Source organism: Enterobacter cancerogenus (assembly GCF_019047785.1).
GTDB lineage: Bacteria > Pseudomonadota > Gammaproteobacteria > Enterobacterales > Enterobacteriaceae > Enterobacter > Enterobacter cancerogenus.
This window is the reverse complement of record NZ_CP077290.1, coordinates 186,089-203,766: the sequence shown is the minus strand read 5'-3', so window position 1 is coordinate 203,766 and position 17,678 is coordinate 186,089. Positions and strand designations below refer to the sequence as shown.

The following is a 17,678-nucleotide window of genomic DNA, read 5'->3' as shown; positions in this document are numbered from 1 at the left end:
GCCGGGTGCAGCGCATAGCCCGGCCTCTTCTCGCACTTTCAGATAAACCCCATTAACACGTCAGGGCTTATGGTTACACTGTGAAAAGATTCATCGCATTGATAGTTCGAGAAGAAAAATGAAAAAGATCGTTGCAGTAAGTTTACTGAGCCTGGCGCTGGCAGGCTGTGTTAACCCGGGCAAAGCCTCTGTTCAGCCCGACCAGCTTAAGACTCATCGCTTTGTTCTGGAAAATATTGACGGCAAAGCGGTCACCAGCAAGGCAACGCCGCCTGAAATTCGTTTCAGCGCTCAGCCTGACATCAGTCTGATCAACAATATCGCCGTCTCCGGCGTGATGTGTAACAGCTTCAACGGCCAGGGGAAATTATCCGAAGGCGAGCTTAAGGTCAAAAACCTGGCCATGACCCGCAAGCTGTGCACCGAGCCGCAGCTGAACGCGCTGGATCAGACGCTCAGCGATATGCTGCGCAAAGGCGCGCAGGTCGACCTGACGGAAGACCAGTTAACGCTGGCGACAGCAGAAAAAACGCTGATGTTTAAGCGGGTTGAATAATCAGTAGTTACCGCATGAACCCACGGCAAGCGACTGCTCGCTGCACCGTTTGCCATTGGGTAGCGCACACATCCCCATCGCCGTCCCGTCCAGCTGGCGGGCAACGGACAGTGAACCGCCGATCATCGCGCAGTTGGCCTGTCCTGAACTGGACATCGCCGCTTTCATTCCTGGCGTAACGTGCGCCGCCGTCGCCTGCTGAACAGGTTCATTACTGCACGCCGATAACACTAACGCGGCACACCCTACCCAAAATGCTGAACGCATACTCTCTCCCCCCTTAGATTAAGCGAAACCTATGCATAATAGGCATCGTGCGCCGTATCGTCGAGAGCGGATGTGCGTATTTATGCGCCCTGGAAACAATTTCTCGCAATTTTTTCACCCAAATATTGATCTACTCATTGATGAAGGGAATATCGAGGACACAAAAGCGAAAATCGTAAAATCCGACCTTTGCTAAAATAGGGAGATAATTATCTGGGCTCGTCGCCGTTTCACGGGTCCCTCTTTTTTGCGCAATGTAAGGGTGTTGTCCTATGCAAACTATTGACGGTAATGGTGCAGTTGCGTCCGTCGCGTTCCGCACCAGCGAAGTTATCGCCATCTACCCGATTACGCCAAGTTCAACGATGGCTGAGCAGGCTGATGCTTGGGCTGGCAATGGGTTAAAAAACGTCTGGGGCGATGTCCCTCGCGTCGTGGAAATGCAGTCAGAAGCCGGGGCGATTGCCGCGGTGCACGGCGCGCTGCAGACCGGGGCCTTGTCGACGTCCTTTACGTCGTCTCAGGGCTTGCTGCTGATGATCCCCACGCTTTACAAGCTGGCGGGCCAGTTGACCCCGTTTGTCCTCCACGTCGCCGCGCGGACGGTTGCCACCCACGCCCTCTCCATTTTTGGCGATCATTCAGACGTGATGGCCGTGCGCCAGACCGGCTGCGCCATGCTGTGCGCCAGCAGCGTGCAGGAAGCGCAGGATTTTGCGCTGATTTCGCATATCGCGACCCTCAAAAGCCGCGTGCCGTTTATTCATTTCTTTGATGGTTTCCGCACCTCGCACGAAATCAATAAAATCGTCCCGCTGGCGGACGACACTATTCGCAACCTGCTGCCGCAGGCGGAGATCGACGCGCATCGCGCCCGCGCCTTAAACCCGGAGCACCCGGTGATCCGCGGCACGTCCGCGAACCCGGACACCTATTTCCAGTCCCGCGAGGCAACCAACCCGTGGTACAACGCGGTATACGATCACGTCGAGCAGGCGATGAACGACTTCAGCGCCGCCACCGGTCGCGACTATAAACCGTTCGAATATTACGGCCATCCGCAGGCGGAGCGCGTTATTGTGCTGATGGGATCCGCCATTGGCACCTGCGAAGAGGTGGTGGATGAACTGCTGACGCGCGGCGAAAAAGTGGGCGTGCTGAAAGTGCGCCTTTACCGCCCGTTCTCGGCGAAACATCTGCTTGCGGCCCTGCCGGAAAGCGCGCGCAGCGTGGCGGTACTTGACCGCACCAAAGAGCCGGGTGCTCACGCAGAACCGCTCTACCTGGACGTTATGACTGCCCTGGCAGAAGCCTTTAACAACGGCGAACGTGAAACATTGCCGCGCGTCATCGGCGGCCGCTACGGTCTTTCCTCGAAAGAGTTCGGTCCGGACTGCGTGCTGGCGGTGTTTAACGAGCTGGCTGCCGCGAAGCCAAAACCCCGCTTCACGGTCGGTATCTATGATGACGTGACCAACCTTTCGCTGGCGCTGCCGGAGAACACGCTGCCTTCGGGTGCGAAGCTCGAAGCGCTGTTCTATGGTTTAGGCAGCGACGGCAGCGTCTCTGCGACCAAGAACAATATCAAGATCATCGGCAATTCGACGCCCTGGTATGCGCAGGGGTATTTTGTCTATGACTCCAAGAAAGCCGGCGGCCTGACCGTATCGCACCTGCGCGTCAGCGAGCGCCCTATCCGCTCGGCGTACCTTATCTCCCAGGCCGATTTTGTGGGCTGCCACCAGCTGCAGTTTATCGACAAATACCAGATGGCCGAGCGCCTGAAGCCCGGCGGTATTTTCCTGATCAACACCCCGTACAGCGTGGATGAAGTCTGGGCGCGCCTGCCTCAGGAAGTGCAGGCGGTGCTGAACCAGAAAAAAGCCCGACTGTTTGTGATTAACGCGGCGAAGATTGCCCGTGAATGCGGCCTGGCGGCGCGTATTAACACCGTGATGCAGATGGCCTTCTTCCACCTGACCCATATTCTTCCGGGCGATAGCGCCCTGATGGAACTGCAGGGAGCGATCGCCAAAAGCTACAGCAGCAAGGGGCAGGAGCTGGTTGAACGCAACTGGCAGGCGCTGGCGCTGGCACGCGAATCGTTGTTTGAGGTTCCGCTGCAGCCGGTAAACGCCGACAGCCCGAACCGTCCACCGGTGGTTTCTGACGCCGCACCGGATTTCGTCAAAACCGTCACGGCGGCGATGCTGGCCGGACTTGGCGATGCCCTCCCCGTCTCGGCGCTGCCGCCGGACGGCACCTGGCCGCTGGGCACCACGCGCTGGGAAAAACGCAACATCGCCGAAGAGATCCCAATCTGGAAAGAGGAGCTGTGTACCCAGTGTAACCACTGCGTGGCGGCATGCCCGCACTCGGCAATCCGCGCCAAGGTGGTCTCTCCGCAGGACATGGAAGCGGCACCGGCCAGCCTGCACTCGCTGGATGTGAAGTCCCGCGATATGCGCGGCCAGAAATATGTCCTTCAGGTCGCCCCGGAAGATTGCACCGGCTGTAATCTGTGCGTTGAGGTGTGCCCGGCGAAAGATCGTCAGAACCCGGAAATCAAAGCCATCAATATGATGTCGCGTCTGGAACACGTTGAAGAAGAGAAAGTGAATTACGACTTCTTCCTCAATCTGCCGGAGATCGATCGCAGCAAGCTGGAGCGTATTGATATCCGCACCTCGCAGCTGATTACCCCGCTGTTTGAATACTCCGGCGCCTGCTCCGGCTGTGGCGAAACGCCGTACATCAAGCTGCTGACGCAGCTCTATGGCGACCGCATGCTGATTGCGAACGCGACCGGCTGTTCTTCTATCTACGGCGGCAACCTGCCGTCCACCCCTTACACCACCGACGCTAACGGTCGCGGTCCGGCATGGGCAAACTCGCTGTTTGAAGATAACGCCGAATTTGGCCTGGGCTTCCGCTTAACCGTCGATCAGCACCGCGCGCGCGTGATGCGCCTCCTGTCGCAGTTTGCCGATAAAATACCGGCAGAGCTGAACGAGGCCCTGCACGCGGAAGCCACGCCTGAAGTGCGTCGCGAGCAGGTGGCGGCGCTGCGTAACGCTCTTCAGGGCACTGAAGGCACCGAGCAGCTGCTGACCGATGCTGACGCGCTGGTTGAGAAATCTATCTGGCTGATTGGCGGTGACGGCTGGGCTTACGATATTGGGTTTGGCGGGCTGGACCACGTTCTGAGCCTGACCGAAAACGTCAACATTCTGGTGCTTGATACCCAGTGTTACTCCAACACGGGTGGACAGGCCTCGAAAGCGACCCCGCTCGGCGCGGTGACGAAGTTTGGCGAACACGGTAAACGCAAGGCGCGTAAAGATCTCGGCGTCAGCATGATGATGTACGGCCACGTCTACGTCGCGCAAATTTCGCTCGGCGCGCAGCTGAACCAGACGGTGAAAGCGATTCAGGAAGCGGAGGCCTATCCGGGGCCATCGCTGATTATCGCCTACAGCCCGTGCGAAGAGCATGGCTATGATCTGGCCCTGAGCCACGATCAAATGCGCCAGCTCACCGCGACCGGTTTCTGGCCGCTGTACCGGTTCGATCCGCGTCGTGCAGACGAAGGCAAACTGCCGCTGGCGCTGGATTCACGTCCGCCGTCAGATGCGCTCGCCGAGACGCTGATGCAGGAGCAACGCTTCCGTCGTCTTAACGCCCAGCAGCCTGACGTTGCAGAGCAGCTGTGGAAAGATGCCGCGGCCGACCTGCAAAAACGCTATGACTTCCTGGCGCAGATGGCCGGGAAAGCGGAAAAATCGACCAGCGAGTAACTCCTCTGCCCGGCACGTCCGGGCATTTTTTTGCCATAAAAAAAGCCCGATGCATTCGCATCGGGCTAATCCAGATTATCGATGAATATCCGTTTAATTCAGCCAAAGATATTCATGGAAATTATGGATGAAGAATCTTAAAGGCATATAACAGCGCAAAGAGTACCTGTTTTTTCTGATAATTAATAATTTTAATTTTGTATGATTTCAATTAAATCATTCACAAAACAAATCACCATTTCCTTTGCATTATTTACTTTAGATAATTCTCACCTGGTAACAATTATATTTTATTACTCGTCTGTAAGACTGATTTAGCATGAGACCTCTTTCCATGCAGGAAAGTTCACGTAGTAATTAAATAAAAAATTTGCAAAGGAAAAACCAAAATGCAAAGAAAAGTACTGGCACTGATGATTCCAGCGCTGTTAATGGCTGGCGCAGCACATGCAGCAGAAATTTATAATAAAGATGGTAACAAGCTCGATCTGTACGGAAAAGTCGATGGCCTGCACTACTTCTCTGATGACCAGGGTGCCGACGGCGACCAGACGTATATGCGTCTGGGCTTCAAAGGTGAAACCCAGATTAACGACCTGCTGACCGGCTATGCCCAGTGGGAATACAACATTCAGGCGAACAACACCGAAGGCTCTGACAACCAGTCCTGGACGCGTCTGGCGTTTGCCGGTGTCAAAGCAGGTGACTACGGCTCATTCGATTATGGGCGTAACTACGGCGTGCTGTACGACGTGGAAGGCTGGACCGACATGCTGCCAGAGTTCGGCGGCGACTCCTACAGCAAGGCCGATAACTTTATGACTAACCGCGCTAACGGCGTGGCGACCTACCGTAACACCGACTTCTATGGTCTGGTGCAGGGTCTGAACTTTGCGCTGCAGTACCAGGGCAATAACGAAGACGCCAGCAACAATCAGGAAGGCACCAACAATGGCCGCGATACCCGCCATGAAAACGGTGACGGCTTCGGTATCTCCACAACCTATGATTTCGGTATGGGCTTCAGCGCGGGTGCGGCTTACGCCTCATCTGACCGTACCAACGATCAGGTGACTAAAACCACTGCGGGTGGCGATAAAGCCGATGCGTGGACCGCTGGCCTGAAATATGACGCGAATAATATTTATCTCGCGGCCATGTATTCTGAAACGCGTAATATGACGCCTTACGGTGATAATGACGCCGCTGTGGCAAATAAAACGCAAAACTTTGAAGTGACCGCACAGTATCAGTTTGATTTCGGTCTGCGCCCGGCAATTTCTTACCTGCAATCTAAAGGTAAAGACCTGGGCAACGGCCAGGACGATCAGGATCTGGTTAAATATGCTGACGTCGGCGCGACATATTACTTCAACAAAAATATGTCCACCTACGTTGATTATAAAATCAACCTGCTGGATGAAGACGATCAATTCTATAAAAACAACGGCATCGGTACCGACGATGTTGTGGCGTTAGGTCTGGTTTACCAGTTCTAATGACTCAGGCCCGCCTGTCTGGCGGGCCTGTTTTTTAGCTTTTTAACGGAAAACGTCATAATACTTTCAACTTGCGCAGTTGCGCCCTCCTGTAAGATGATGACCCTACTGTCACTGCGGTAAGGGGCAACTCCATGGTTCATCATCCTGTAAAATCATCACGTATTGCCTCTGTTGCCTACGACGAAAAAAGCGCCACGCTTGAAATCCGCTTTCGCGATCGCAAAACGCTGCAGTATCAGCGCGTCCCCGCCCGCATTTTTTCTGATTTTTTGAGCGTTGTCTCAAAAGGCCGCTTTTATGACGGCGTCGTTAAGGGCAAGTTTAAAGAGACCAGAGTACAGTAACGGCGTGTCTGCGACGTATAAGGATAGGTGCGTGTTCACCCGACTCTCTCTGGCTCTGCTTGCCCTGTTAGGCTGTATCTGGATAGCGCTAATTTTTGATTTTGGCGGTGTGATGGGCCATCTGAGCGAATGGCTAAACGCTCTGGATCAAAATTAGTCAGCCTCTTTTTGACGAAACGACAGATAGCCATACACTCCACTGTCCCCATCCAGCGGGTGATTAACGCCGTCCATGACCACGACCTCCGCGAAATCAAAAGGCGAGACGTTTTCAAAGCACGCCACGTTAACGCCGTACTGGTTCGGATTGGAACGTCGCTGATGGAAAGTGTAAATCCCACAGACCGAGCAAAAGAAATGTCGTGCCGTACCGGTATTGAACCGGTATTCGGTGAGCGTGTCTTCCCCTTTGGTCACGGTGATCCCCGATAACGGGGCGGACACCGCTATTGCGCCGCGCATTCGACAATACGAGCAGCTGCAACGGCGGGCGGTATTAAACCCGTCCGTCAGTTCAACGGTAAATGCCACCGCGCCGCAGTGACACTGTGCATGACGAATTTCAGCCATCTTCTATACCCCTTTTCTGACCAGTTCAGCGGCCTTCACGAACACGTCGTCTTCGACGCCATCGCCCTTCTGCCTGCCGAGCCTGAGCAACTCGTTGATGATACTGTCACGATTGATGTGTTGCTGCGCTGAGACCAACCCGATGACCGCTGCGCCAATCGCCAGACCGACTAATCCTGTTTGTTCGTCTTTATTCTTCATGCTCATGATCCCTGATCCTTCTCAAAAGCGTAGCAGGCACGTTGTAAAATGCGCTGATAATCGCTGCCACAGACCGCGTGGTAGCAATATAAAAACGTATGCAATGAATCACTTAACTCTCAAGACGTCTGAAATGCGCGTGGTGTATCGCGGTGAAAGCATCTCACGCTTCATTTGCCACGGCTGCTGGATGCCCTGACCGGCAAAGTAAAGTGTGCCTTTGCCCTCTTTCGCATTCAGCGTGTCCAGAAGCGCCATTAACCTCTCGCTGTCGGCGCGGGGGGCGCTCTCATCAAAGAGGTTAAGCTGAGCAATACCCCGGCTGGAAAAATCGCCGAGCATAATGCCCGCCTTCTGGTACCGGCGTCCCTCCCGCCAGATAACGTCCAGACACTTCGACGCCGCGTTTATAATATCCCGGCTGTCCTGCGTGGGTGTGAGTAGCTTCACAGAAGCGCTGTTACCGTAATACGTTTCGTTGATGGCAAATGGTGATGTCTTCAAAAAGGCGGAGATATAGCGGCAATACTGGTGCTCGCCGCGTAGCTTTTCCGCGCCGCGGGCGGCGTAGGCGCAGATAGCCTGGCGCACCTGCTCATAGTCGGAGATACGTTCGCCGAATGAACGGCTGCACACAATTTCCTGTTTAACCGGCGCAAACTCTTCGAGTTCGAGGCAGGGTTCACCGCGCAGCTCGCGCACCGTACGCTCAAGCACAACATTGAAGTGTTTTCTGATAATCCAGGTGCTTTGCCCGGCAAGATCCAGTGCCGTGTTGATGCCCATCGCGTTGAGCTTCTTGCTGATACGCCGCCCCACTCCCCAGACATCTTCGACGGGCAACAAAGCCAGCAGCCGACGCTGGCGGGCGACGTTTGAGAGATCGACAACCCCGCCGGTTTGCCGCTGCCATTTCTTTGCCGCGTGGTTGGCCAGTTTTGCCAACGTCTTGGTTTGTGCAATGCCGACCCCCACCGTCAGATGGGTCCGCTTGAGCACCGTTTCCCGGATGCGTTTCCCAAACTCGGTAAGGTCGCAGCAGTGCTGGACGCCGGTCAGATCGCAAAAGGCCTCGTCAATACTGTAAATTTCCACGCGCGGAGCGAGTTCTTCCAGGGTGGTCATCACCCGGTGCGACATGTCAGCGTAAAGCTCGTAATTACTGCTGAACGCAACAATACCATGCCGCCTGAATGCCTCTTTCTGCTTGAAATAGGGCTCGCCCATAACCACCAGGGGTTTAGCTTCGGCGCTGCGCGCAATGACGCAGCCATCGTTATTTGAAAGAACGACCACCGGGCGCCCTTTCAGATCAGGCCTGAATACGGTTTCGCATGATGCGTAGAAAGAATTCACATCACAGAGTGCAAACATATTCAGCTCGCTGATTTAACGATAAAGGTCACCACACCAAAAATATCCAGCGTGTCTTCACTGCCCACGATGATTGGACTGTAGGCGCTGTTCATGGGGTTAAGCTGAACCGTCGGGCGCAGCTGAAGGCGTTTAACGGTAAATTCACCCTCAACGGCGGCAATGACGATATCGCCATGCTCCGCGTTCAGGGAACTGTCTACCACCAGCAGGTCACCGTGACCAATTCCTGCCTCTATCATTGAATCGCCTGCGGCTTTCACGAAATAGGTCGAGCTGGGATGGGAAACCAGTAGCTCATTGAGATCGATGCGTTGCTCAACATAATCAGCGGCCGGGCTTGGGAACCCGCACTGAACAAGATCGCTGAAAAGGGGGATGCCGATAATTTCCCGTAACTCTGCCGGTCTTAAGAATTCCATATTGCTCACCTCCGATACTGTTTTTATATACAGTAGTTTTAAGCGGGGTTGTCTGCAAGGGGTGAGGCATGACGCAACTGTACAAAGCTTCATCATTTCGTTTGTAAGTTTCTATTAGCCCTGCAAAGTTAGGCATTGTAAATTTTTTCATTGGTGGTTCAGGCGAACAAAATTAAATCATTTTCCTGGCCGGAAATGATCTATATCGCATAAAAGCTAAGGCCCTGGTTGTGTTATTTCACCGTTTTAAAGAACGTTTATCTTTGAATTTCACCCACAAAAAACCGCCCCGTGAGGCGGTTGAGATGCGAACAGTATTACAGCGGTCTCTTAACATCCGGGTCTTCCGGTGCCAGAGGATCATTCACATCAGGGACATCCGGTACATCGTCACCAGGAATCGGCTCATCCTCAGGGATGGGATCAATCAAATCAGGACGTTCAGCCATACAGCCTCCGTCGAACAGGGAAAAGTGGGCTTATTTGCCTTTGCTTGGTTGTTGTTTGCCTTGATCGTCTTTCGGCGACTTGGCCGGTTGCTTAGGTTGCTCTTTGTTGACGTTTGATATCGTGGCTTTCATTTGACACTCCGAAATGTACGCAGCAGAAGGCTGCCCTGTAACTATAAGCCGGGTTAACCTATCCTTCGAGCGAGGCGAGAGCGCGTTATTGTTCATGCCGTTGAATTTAAAGGCGACTTATTTCGTACAATTCGTGCTATTGCGTTATTACAGGTTAATCCTGAAATAATTACCCCTCACCTGGCGGGAGCGCGCTTTTTTGCGCATGGCTTTCCTGAGATAAGCGCCAGAAATCGTGACCGGCCGGATACTGATATAAACGAAGCGAGAATTTCCCGACAACCGCAGTGATATATTCAAAAATAGCGGATTGCGTATTTTCATAATCCATCCACAGCGTGGAGGTGGTAAAGCAATATATTTCCAGCGGGATGCCAGATGGCGAGGGCTTGAGTGTCCTCACAACGATGTACATGTCTTTAATAATATCTGGTCTTTCAGCAAGATAGGCCATCAAATAATGGCGAAATAGCGTTAAATTCGTCAGTCCATTTTCAACAAACCAACTGTCGGCAATCCCCATGGGATCGCGCCCGTCGATCAGTTTCGCCAGCGGTTCGCTCACGCCGCGGATTGTCAGCATCGGGGCCAGAACGTCCTGAGAAAGAAAGGTCACCGAGTGCTGGTCGATGGTTGTGCTGCGCATAATTCGGCGCGCGCCGGACGAAAACATCGCCTGCCAGTTGGTGTAGGTTTCCGTCAGAAAGTTTTTCGTCGGGATACGTGAGATGGTGTTATCCCAGTTGCGGATCGTAATGGTGTGGAGCGCAATGTCAGTCACTTCCCCGCTCAGGTTTTTATCCGGCATCTCAATCCAGTCTCCCAGCTGGAGAACGTCATTTGAGGAGAGCTGGACGTTTGCCACAAGCGAAAGCAGCGTATGCTGAAACACTAACATGAGTACCGCGGCGACCGCACCGAGGCTGGAAATAATGATGGCAGGCGATTTGTTCGACATCACCGCGAGTATCATAATCGCGGCGATGATGTGAACCAAAATCTTCCCTATCTGGATGTAGCCTTTTATAGAGTGATTTTTGCGTTTGGTTTTTCGTAAATAAGAGCTGTTAACGATATCCAGCATCTCATTGAAAAACACCGACGAAAAGACAAAGAACAATATTCCGCAGATGGTGTTTATGGCCGTGACCAACGACGCGGGCATATTCGGCATAAACTGCAGAACATAATAAACGATGAGCACTGGAACGAAATTGGAAAGCTTTTCGGCAATGCGACGATCTTTCTCGAGCGGTACGTCCTGTTTATGGCTTGCAAAAAATACACGTCTGACGATCTTAATCAAAAGGAATTTGCACATCAGGTGTGCGAAAAACCCGGATATAATCAGCAGAACCAGGTTGAAACCAATAGCCAGCGCCGGATTGCTTTCAATAAACGTTAATAGATAATCCAGATACGCCACTATTCATCCCCTGAACATACAAGCCATTCGTCTCTACGTTAACCTGCATCTAATTATACAAAAATTTAACTAATGTGCATCATGACATAACCCGGACAGCCAAGTCCATGGCCTGGCCGTGGTCATGTCAACGCAAAGCCGACTCCCCTTTCTCTGTGTGGGGGTTTTGCGCACGCACAAACCCGTGACAGTATCTGGCGTACCTGGCCGACGAAGACGATCGCGACATTGCTTAAGCCCCGGAACCTGTCGGCCGGTACAGCGTCGCTCCGGGAACCAAATTCCTGCTGCTAAACGAACGTGACAAGCAACTATTGCCAACAACTCTGTATGGCAAATGACGCGTGAGGTGTTGCAAACCTACTTTTCCCTTACTATAAAAACAGTTATCCAACTATGCTAATCAACTCTTTATTAGGGAATAATGTTTTGCAACTCTACTCCACCCGACTGTATCTTCGTCCTGTAACTAAATCTGACCTGGATGACCTTTTCAGAATTTATGGTGACCCGGCTACAAACACCTTTAATCCGGCAGGGCCATATCCTAACATACAGCATGCACACACTGTTTTAGCTCGCTGGATTAACCACTGGGAAACTCACAGTTTTGGAAACTGGGCAATCTCTTTGAAGGATAGCCCGGAAAGAATCATTGGTTTTGGAGGTCTGAGTATCAACCGTTATGCGGATATATTAATTAATAACTTAGGATATCGTTTTGCCACAGAGGCATGGGGAAAAGGTCTGGCGACGGAGTTCTCGAAAAACTCTGTCAGATTCGGGTTTTGTGAGTTAAGGATGACTGAGATATCTGCTGTAGTAAGAGGTAATCATGTGGCATCGCAGAAAGTTCTTCAAAAAGCCGGCATGCAATACAGAAAAGAGATTCATGATGTGAAAGATGCACCGCCTAGCCAGCTTTTTTCTCTCACACAAAGTGAATGGTTAAAACTATCAATGTGAATACGTTCACTCTAATACTTTGATACTTAACAACCAATTACAGCCATTTTGAAGGTTAGGTCACAAAAAACGTCATCGATACTGTAAATTTCCACGGGGGGACGCATGCCCTCAAACGTCGTCATGACCTGACATCTTGATTGTTTATCGACAATACCCCATAAACACAGTGAATGCAGGACGTTGGTATTACCCGTGGCTGGGGTTAGAATGGTTTAACAAAAGCTAACGTCAGGATGACCCGCTCATGATCTCTATTTTTTCTACAATCGCGCTCTCCTCGCTGGCGACCTTCGTCTTACTCTGCTTCTTTGCAATTTACCAATTTTCGGTAAAAGGAGATGTCAGCTTCTACGTCATGCTCTTTGCTTTAATATTCCTTTTTGTCTCTTTTTATGGGGCGGTAGGCTTTACCTACACAAAATTGAAAGAGGCCGGGAATATCATAAAAATCATCTGAGGCAGCCAGGACACAGCCTGGAAAAATGGGAATATCCGCTATCGAGTCCACCAACAGGTGAGTTATGTCAAGACTGTCACTTCCCGGACCTGCCTAAGATGTGAGGTTCCAGCCACGTTTCACCATAAAGAAAATCCCAATATCTGCCGCTTATGCTTGTTGTTTACTGACTGACTGCCAGGCTATTCAGGACTCTGATGTTGGAGAATGCCATCTCCAGGGAAACATCTATAAAAAAAAGAGCAAGTGAACTGAGACTCCTCTGGCCCTCCTTGTGGGGGCGTTTTTTATCCATTAAATAAGATAATCAATTAGCGTCGCCCTTCCAGACCCTTAGCATTGCTCAGCATGGCGGTGGCAATGGTAAGCGCACAGGCGCCAGAGTGCTGTATGCTATAAACAGGGAAAGCCGTGCAACGGAACGGTTTCATACTAAATGCAGAAGAGATTAAAACGATGCACGGGATAAGACATCTCAGCCTGATCTGTTGTATTGGGTTAACCGGGTGTGTAGTGGCAGATATGGACTCAAGTAACTACGACTTCTTCCCCTACGTTCAAACATTCCAGAAGCCACAGACTATGGGCCATACCGATGTTCAGAAACGCCGGGAAGATTTATATGAGTGCGGCGTTGATAAGAAATATTCGCTTAACTCATGGGATGACACGTTTCGTCGTAACAGCCTTCAGCCCGGCGAGACGATAGACCAGCTCGATACCAGAACTAAAAAAGTAGAAGAGTGTATGGTGTCAAAGGGGTATGTGATTCACGATTTCTCGGAATGCGGGCCACGCAAAAAACCAAGCGGATTGTGTAATTGATGCCAGGTCGCTAAAAGGCCTTATCCACAGTAAACAGGCCGCCTAAGACCAGGATTATCTTTCATCGTCGAGAGTACGGCGCGGTAGAACATCAAAGCCTGCGCGTTGTTTTCATGCCCAGGATGCGCGAAGGCGAGCATAATGCCAGCTACGCTTTATCGAGTATCGACCCCAGATTTAACCCCGCAGTAAAACGTGCTGGTATTCGCCGCCGGAATCCGTACCATACGCGGCATACTTTGCCTGCTGGATGTTATCTGCCAGCGCCAACCCGTCTTTTTAGCCAGCCAGATGGGGCATGAAAACGCGCAAAGGGTTTATGACGTCTACGGTGCGTGGATCGAAGAATGAAATGGTGAGCAGGCGACACGCCGGCACGCTGAAAAAATGTTGCCCTGCTATGCCCCTATTGGCTCCAAAGGTAGTAATAAATGCAAGATAATCAATCGAATACAAAGAAAGATCAGTACAACCTGAATAAACTGCAAAAGCGACTGCGCCGTAACGTGGGCGAAGCCATTGCAGACTTCAACATGATTGAAGAAGGCGACCGCATCATGGTCTGCCTGTCGGGGGGTAAAGACAGCTATACCATGCTGGAGATCCTGCGCAATCTTCAGCAAAGCGCGCCGGTGAACTTTTCCCTGGTGGCGGTCAACCTTGACCAAAAACAGCCAGGCTTCCCGGAGCACATTCTGCCAGCATATCTGGAGAACCTCGGTGTCGAATATAAAATCGTAGAAGAAAACACCTACGGTATCGTCAAAGAGAAGATCCCTGAGGGGAAAACCACCTGCTCGCTCTGCTCTCGTCTGCGTCGCGGTATTTTGTACCGCACGGCAACGGAGCTGGGCGCGACCAAAATCGCGCTGGGGCATCACCGCGACGATATTCTGCAGACGTTGTTCCTGAACATGTTCTACGGCGGCAAAATGAAGGGCATGCCTCCTAAGCTGATGAGCGATGACGGCAAGCATATCGTGATCCGTCCGCTGGCCTACTGCCGTGAAAAAGATATCGAGCGTTTTTCACAGGCCAAAGCATTCCCGATCATTCCATGTAACCTCTGCGGCTCTCAGCCAAACCTGCAGCGTCAGGTGATTGGCGACATGCTGCGCGACTGGGACAAGCGTTACCCTGGCCGTATCGAAACCATGTTCAGCGCTATGCAGAACGTGGTCCCTTCCCATCTGGCCGATACTGAACTGTTCGATTTCAAAGGCATCAACCATGATTCTGACGTGGTGGATGGCGGCGATCTGGCATTTGACCGTGAAGAGATCCCGATGCAGCCATCAGGCTGGCAGCCGGAAGAAGACGATACGCAATTCGATGAGCTACGCCTGAACGTGGTGGAAGTAAAATAATGCATGAGCGTCTCAGAAAGGGTTTCTGAGACGCTGTTTAGTGTTACTTCAGCAAGCGAACGCGACAGGTTTTTCCTTTAATTTTACCGCCCTGCAACTGCTTCCATGCTTTATGCGCCACCGACTGACGCACGGCCACATAGACGTGTGCCGGATGAACCACGATCTTCCCGATATCCGCCCCGTCAAGACCCATCTCACCCGTCAACGCGCCCAGTACATCGCCCGGACGCATTTTGGCTTTTTTACCGCCATCAATGCAAAGCGTCGCCATTTCAGCGTCAAGAGGAACAATGCTGACGCTGGCAGGCGCGTTCACCCAGTTGAGCTTAAGCTGTAGCATTTCAGACAGAATATTGGCGCGCTGAGCCTCTTCCGGCGCACAGAAGCTGATGGCCAGGCCGCTATTGCCGGCACGGGCAGTACGTCCGATACGGTGAACGTGCACTTCCGGATCCCATGCCAGCTCGAAGTTGACGACCAGCTCTAACGATTTAATGTCCAGACCGCGTGCCGCCACATCGGTCGCTACCAGTACGCGGGCGCTGCCGTTAGCAAAACGGACCAGCGTCTGGTCACGATCGCGCTGTTCGAGATCGCCGTGCAGGGACAACGCGCTCTGTCCGGCGGCGTTAAGGGCATCACACACCGACTGGCAATCTTTTTTGGTGTTGCAAAACACCACGCAGGACGCGGGCTTATGCTGGCTCAGTACTTTCTGCAGCAAGGCAATTTTGCCCTTCTGGGAAACTTCAAAGAACTGTTGTTCAATGGCGGGTAGCGCGTCAACGGTATCAATTTCGATGGTGAGCGGCGCGTTCTGCACACGACCGCTGATGGCCGCGATGGCCTCTGGCCAGGTTGCCGAGAATAACAGGGTCTGACGATCCGCCGGGGCAAAGCGGATCACCTCATCGATGGCATCGCTAAAACCCATATCCAGCATGCGGTCCGCTTCGTCCATGACCAGCGTTTGTAGCGCATCAAGTGAAACGGTGCCTTTTTGCAAATGATCGAGAAGACGTCCCGGCGTTGCCACGATGATGTGCGGCGCATGCTGCAAGGAGTCACGCTGCGCACCAAAAGGTTGTCCGCCGCACAGGGTCAGGATTTTGGTGTTCGGCAAGAAGCGCGCCAGGCGACGCAGTTCACCGGCGACCTGATCCGCCAGCTCACGCGTGGGACACAGTACCAGAGACTGCGTCTGGAATAGCCCGGCGTCGATACGCTGTAACAGCCCCAGACCGAATGCAGCCGTTTTCCCACTGCCGGTTTTGGCCTGCACACGCACGTCACGGCCTTCAAGAATAGCAGGCAATGCCGCAGCCTGGACTGGGGTCATGGTGAGATAGCCCAACTCATTAAGGTTCTCGAGTTGGGCGGCAGGCAGAACATTCAGGGTAGAAAAAGCGGTCACAATATACTCTCGTGGTCATCATCGCAGTCAGATGGCGCGTATCCTCGCAGATCTCTGCTAACGATGCGACAATTTAATCGGTTCTTCATCGGGCGGCGGATCGGGTATCGGGGTGGGATCGGTTGGCACCGGATCGGACTGACGCGGGTCCAGGCGTTGCAGGTTAGATCGCATATATCTTCTCCTCCAGGTTGGGAACAGACTCTTTTAGGGTAGACGTTAAGAGGCTGGAGGCAAAAAAAAAGCCGACTCATTAAGTCGGCGTCGTACGAATCAATTGTGCTATGCAGTAATTCAAAAAAGGAAGTAAGACAATATGGAGCGCAACGCCCATCGCTTGACGTTGCATTCACCTGCGGGAGTAATAGTGCACCTTACGGGGTAGATGTTTATTGACTTCGCTCAATTAAAATGTCGTTTTAAGGCCATCTTCGCGTCGAAAAAACGTAAATTTACAGCCATTTACTACGATGCAACCACCATGCAACACCGCCAATTAAAACCACTAACATGATGCAAAAAACGGAGAAGCCGAACCGGTACTCGCCCCCGGGGATCCCACCCAGGTTAACGCCGAATAGCCCGGTTAAAAATGTGCTGGGTAAAAACACCATAGCCATGAGCGACATGGTATAGGTTCGTCTCGCCAGAGACTCTTGCATAACCTGGGCGATTTCATCTGCCATCACCGCCGTTCTGGCAATGCAGGAGTCGATTTCATCCAGCCCGCGCCCCAGCCTGTCCGCAATATCCTGCATCCGTCGACGCTGATCGTCATTCATCCAGCTTAAACGCTCGCTGGAGAGCCGCGCATAGACATCGCGCTGAGGCGTCATGTAGCGACGCATCACGATAAGCTGTTTGCGCAGCAGCGCCAGGAAACCACGCGGCGGGATCTGCTGGTCCAGCAGATTGTCTTCAAGATCGATAATTTTATCGTGCAGCTCTTCGATAAACTCGCTGGCATGATCGGTCAGGGCATCACACACATCAACCAGCCAGCTGCCGCAATCCGTCGGGCCGGTGCCCTCTTTCAGATCGTTAACGACATCGTCAAGCGCCAGCACCTTACGCTGGCGGGTGGAGATGATAATGCGCTCGTCCATATACAGGCGCATCGCCACCAGCTGGTCAGGGCGTTCGTCAGTGCTGCCGTTTATGCAGCGCAGCGTAATCAACGTCCCCTCGCCCATCCGGCTGACCCGTGGGCGCAGGCTTTCTCCTGCCAGAGCATCACGGACGCTGTTGGGCAGAAGCGGCGTCATTGCCAGCCACTCGGCGCTCTCGGGATGGGTATAGTTGAGGTGTAACCAGCAGGGATGCTCACTGCTGATTTCATCGCTATTTTCGAGGGGCCTCGCACCACCGCGGCCGTCGAACATCCACGCGAACACCGCATCAGGAACGTTAAGTTCAGACCCTTTAATGCTCTCCACTGCACCTCCACCTTTTCATCTCGTTCGCAGTCAGTCTAGCTTTCGTATAACGTTACGCAATAATTATGTTCCCCATCGCGCTGAAATAGCTCAGGAAATGTACATTTTATACCTGAGTGGTGTAGACAGGCGTTTTATACGACGGAGCAGCAAGGATGAAATGGCTG

17 protein-coding genes and 2 pseudogenes are annotated in these 17,678 nt (G+C 52.5%); 9 read left to right on the top strand and 10 right to left on the bottom strand.

The genetic code is table 11. The annotated features are described in order from the left end of the window. The first annotated feature begins 118 nt into the window (after nt 1-118). On the top strand, nt 119-556 hold the full coding sequence (hslJ, locus tag I6L58_RS00970; RefSeq protein WP_088209177.1) for a heat shock protein HslJ: 438 nt from the start codon (nt 119-121) through the stop codon (nt 554-556). Here hslJ and I6L58_RS00965 read toward each other — a convergent pair whose 3' ends face one another. Further along, nucleotides 557-823: a putative hemolysin gene (locus tag I6L58_RS00965; RefSeq protein ID WP_042319882.1), complete on the bottom strand. Its 267-nt coding sequence runs from the start codon at nt 821-823 to the stop codon at nt 557-559. It lies immediately after the preceding gene. 272 nt (nt 824-1,095) lie between these two features. On the opposite strand from I6L58_RS00965, the gene nifJ reads away from it, so the two are divergent. The 4 genes from nifJ to I6L58_RS22990 all read left to right on the top strand — a co-directional run bounded on the left by nifJ (nt 1,096) and on the right by I6L58_RS22990 (nt 6,623). After that, nucleotides 1,096-4,620: a pyruvate:ferredoxin (flavodoxin) oxidoreductase gene (gene nifJ, locus I6L58_RS00960; protein ID WP_088209178.1), complete on the top strand. Its 3,525-nt coding sequence runs from the start codon at nt 1,096-1,098 to the stop codon at nt 4,618-4,620. A 389-nt stretch (nt 4,621-5,009) separates the two neighbouring features. Continuing rightward, complete coding sequence (gene ompC / locus I6L58_RS00955) at nt 5,010-6,119, top strand: porin OmpC (RefSeq protein ID WP_006175508.1); 1,110 nt, start codon at nt 5,010-5,012, stop codon at nt 6,117-6,119. Between the two features lie 134 nt (nt 6,120-6,253). Then, a complete protein-coding gene (locus I6L58_RS00950) occupies nt 6,254-6,466 on the top strand; it encodes a KTSC domain-containing protein (protein WP_006175511.1) in 213 nt (70 codons plus the stop codon). Nucleotides 6,467-6,497: 31 nt separating this feature from the next. After that, nucleotides 6,498-6,623, top strand: a complete 126-nt coding sequence (locus I6L58_RS22990; protein WP_254915577.1) for a hypothetical protein — start codon at nt 6,498-6,500, stop codon at nt 6,621-6,623. Here the strand turns inward: I6L58_RS22990 and I6L58_RS00945 are convergent. The 6 genes from I6L58_RS00945 to I6L58_RS23090 form a co-directional block, all read right to left on the bottom strand. Further along, complete coding sequence (locus tag I6L58_RS00945) at nt 6,620-7,036, bottom strand: GFA family protein (protein ID WP_042319885.1); 417 nt, start codon at nt 7,034-7,036, stop codon at nt 6,620-6,622. The genes I6L58_RS22990 and I6L58_RS00945 overlap by 4 nt on opposite strands. Before the next feature lie 3 nt (nt 7,037-7,039). After that, nucleotides 7,040-7,237 (bottom strand): hypothetical protein, encoded by a 198-nt coding sequence (locus I6L58_RS00940; protein ID WP_042319888.1) that lies wholly within the window; start codon nt 7,235-7,237, stop codon nt 7,040-7,042. A 108-nt stretch (nt 7,238-7,345) separates the two neighbouring features. Further along, the gene (locus I6L58_RS00935) at nt 7,346-8,611 is read right to left on the bottom strand and encodes a Y-family DNA polymerase (protein WP_088209179.1); all 1,266 of its coding nucleotides are present in this window, start codon (nt 8,609-8,611) and stop codon (nt 7,346-7,348) included. 2 nt (nt 8,612-8,613) lie between these two features. After that, the gene (locus I6L58_RS00930; protein WP_006175525.1) at nt 8,614-9,033 is read right to left on the bottom strand and encodes a translesion error-prone DNA polymerase V autoproteolytic subunit; all 420 of its coding nucleotides are present in this window, start codon (nt 9,031-9,033) and stop codon (nt 8,614-8,616) included. 317 nt (nt 9,034-9,350) lie between these two features. Further along, nucleotides 9,351-9,482 carry a hypothetical protein gene (locus I6L58_RS22855; RefSeq protein ID WP_088209180.1) on the bottom strand — a complete coding sequence of 44 codons (132 nt, stop codon included), beginning with the start codon at nt 9,480-9,482 and terminating at the stop codon, nt 9,351-9,353. A gap of 301 nt (nt 9,483-9,783) precedes the next feature. Beyond that, complete coding sequence (locus tag I6L58_RS23090) at nt 9,784-11,040, bottom strand: mechanosensitive ion channel family protein (protein WP_088209181.1); 1,257 nt, start codon at nt 11,038-11,040, stop codon at nt 9,784-9,786. Between the two features lie 153 nt (nt 11,041-11,193). On the opposite strand from I6L58_RS23090, the pseudogene I6L58_RS22840 reads away from it, so the two are divergent. The 4 genes and pseudogenes from I6L58_RS22840 to ttcA all read left to right on the top strand — a co-directional run. Then, nucleotides 11,194-11,354, top strand: a pseudogene (locus I6L58_RS22840) (SOS response-associated peptidase); the annotation flags it as partial. A gap of 115 nt (nt 11,355-11,469) precedes the next feature. Next, nucleotides 11,470-12,006: a GNAT family N-acetyltransferase gene (locus I6L58_RS00920; protein WP_088209182.1), complete on the top strand. Its 537-nt coding sequence runs from the start codon at nt 11,470-11,472 to the stop codon at nt 12,004-12,006. Between the two features lie 1,329 nt (nt 12,007-13,335). Then, a pseudogene (locus I6L58_RS23015) lies at nt 13,336-13,642 on the top strand (tyrosine-type recombinase/integrase); the annotation flags it as partial. Between the two features lie 80 nt (nt 13,643-13,722). Next, nucleotides 13,723-14,658, top strand: a complete 936-nt coding sequence (gene ttcA / locus I6L58_RS00915; protein WP_088209184.1) for a tRNA 2-thiocytidine(32) synthetase TtcA — start codon at nt 13,723-13,725, stop codon at nt 14,656-14,658. Between the two features lie 43 nt (nt 14,659-14,701). Here ttcA and dbpA read toward each other — a convergent pair whose 3' ends face one another. The 3 genes from dbpA to zntB all read right to left on the bottom strand — a co-directional run bounded on the left by dbpA (nt 14,702) and on the right by zntB (nt 17,511). Further along, nucleotides 14,702-16,075 carry an ATP-dependent RNA helicase DbpA gene (gene dbpA, locus I6L58_RS00910; RefSeq protein WP_006175540.1) on the bottom strand — a complete coding sequence of 458 codons (1,374 nt, stop codon included), beginning with the start codon at nt 16,073-16,075 and terminating at the stop codon, nt 14,702-14,704. Between the two features lie 57 nt (nt 16,076-16,132). Further along, nucleotides 16,133-16,249, bottom strand: a complete 117-nt coding sequence (gene ynaL, locus I6L58_RS23035) for a proline-rich small protein YnaL (RefSeq protein ID WP_390881710.1) — start codon at nt 16,247-16,249, stop codon at nt 16,133-16,135. Nucleotides 16,250-16,527: 278 nt separating this feature from the next. Then, entirely contained in the window at nt 16,528-17,511 is a 984-nt protein-coding gene (zntB, locus tag I6L58_RS00905; RefSeq protein ID WP_006175542.1) for a zinc transporter ZntB, read from the bottom strand. Nucleotides 17,512-17,678: the final 167 nt, after the last annotated feature.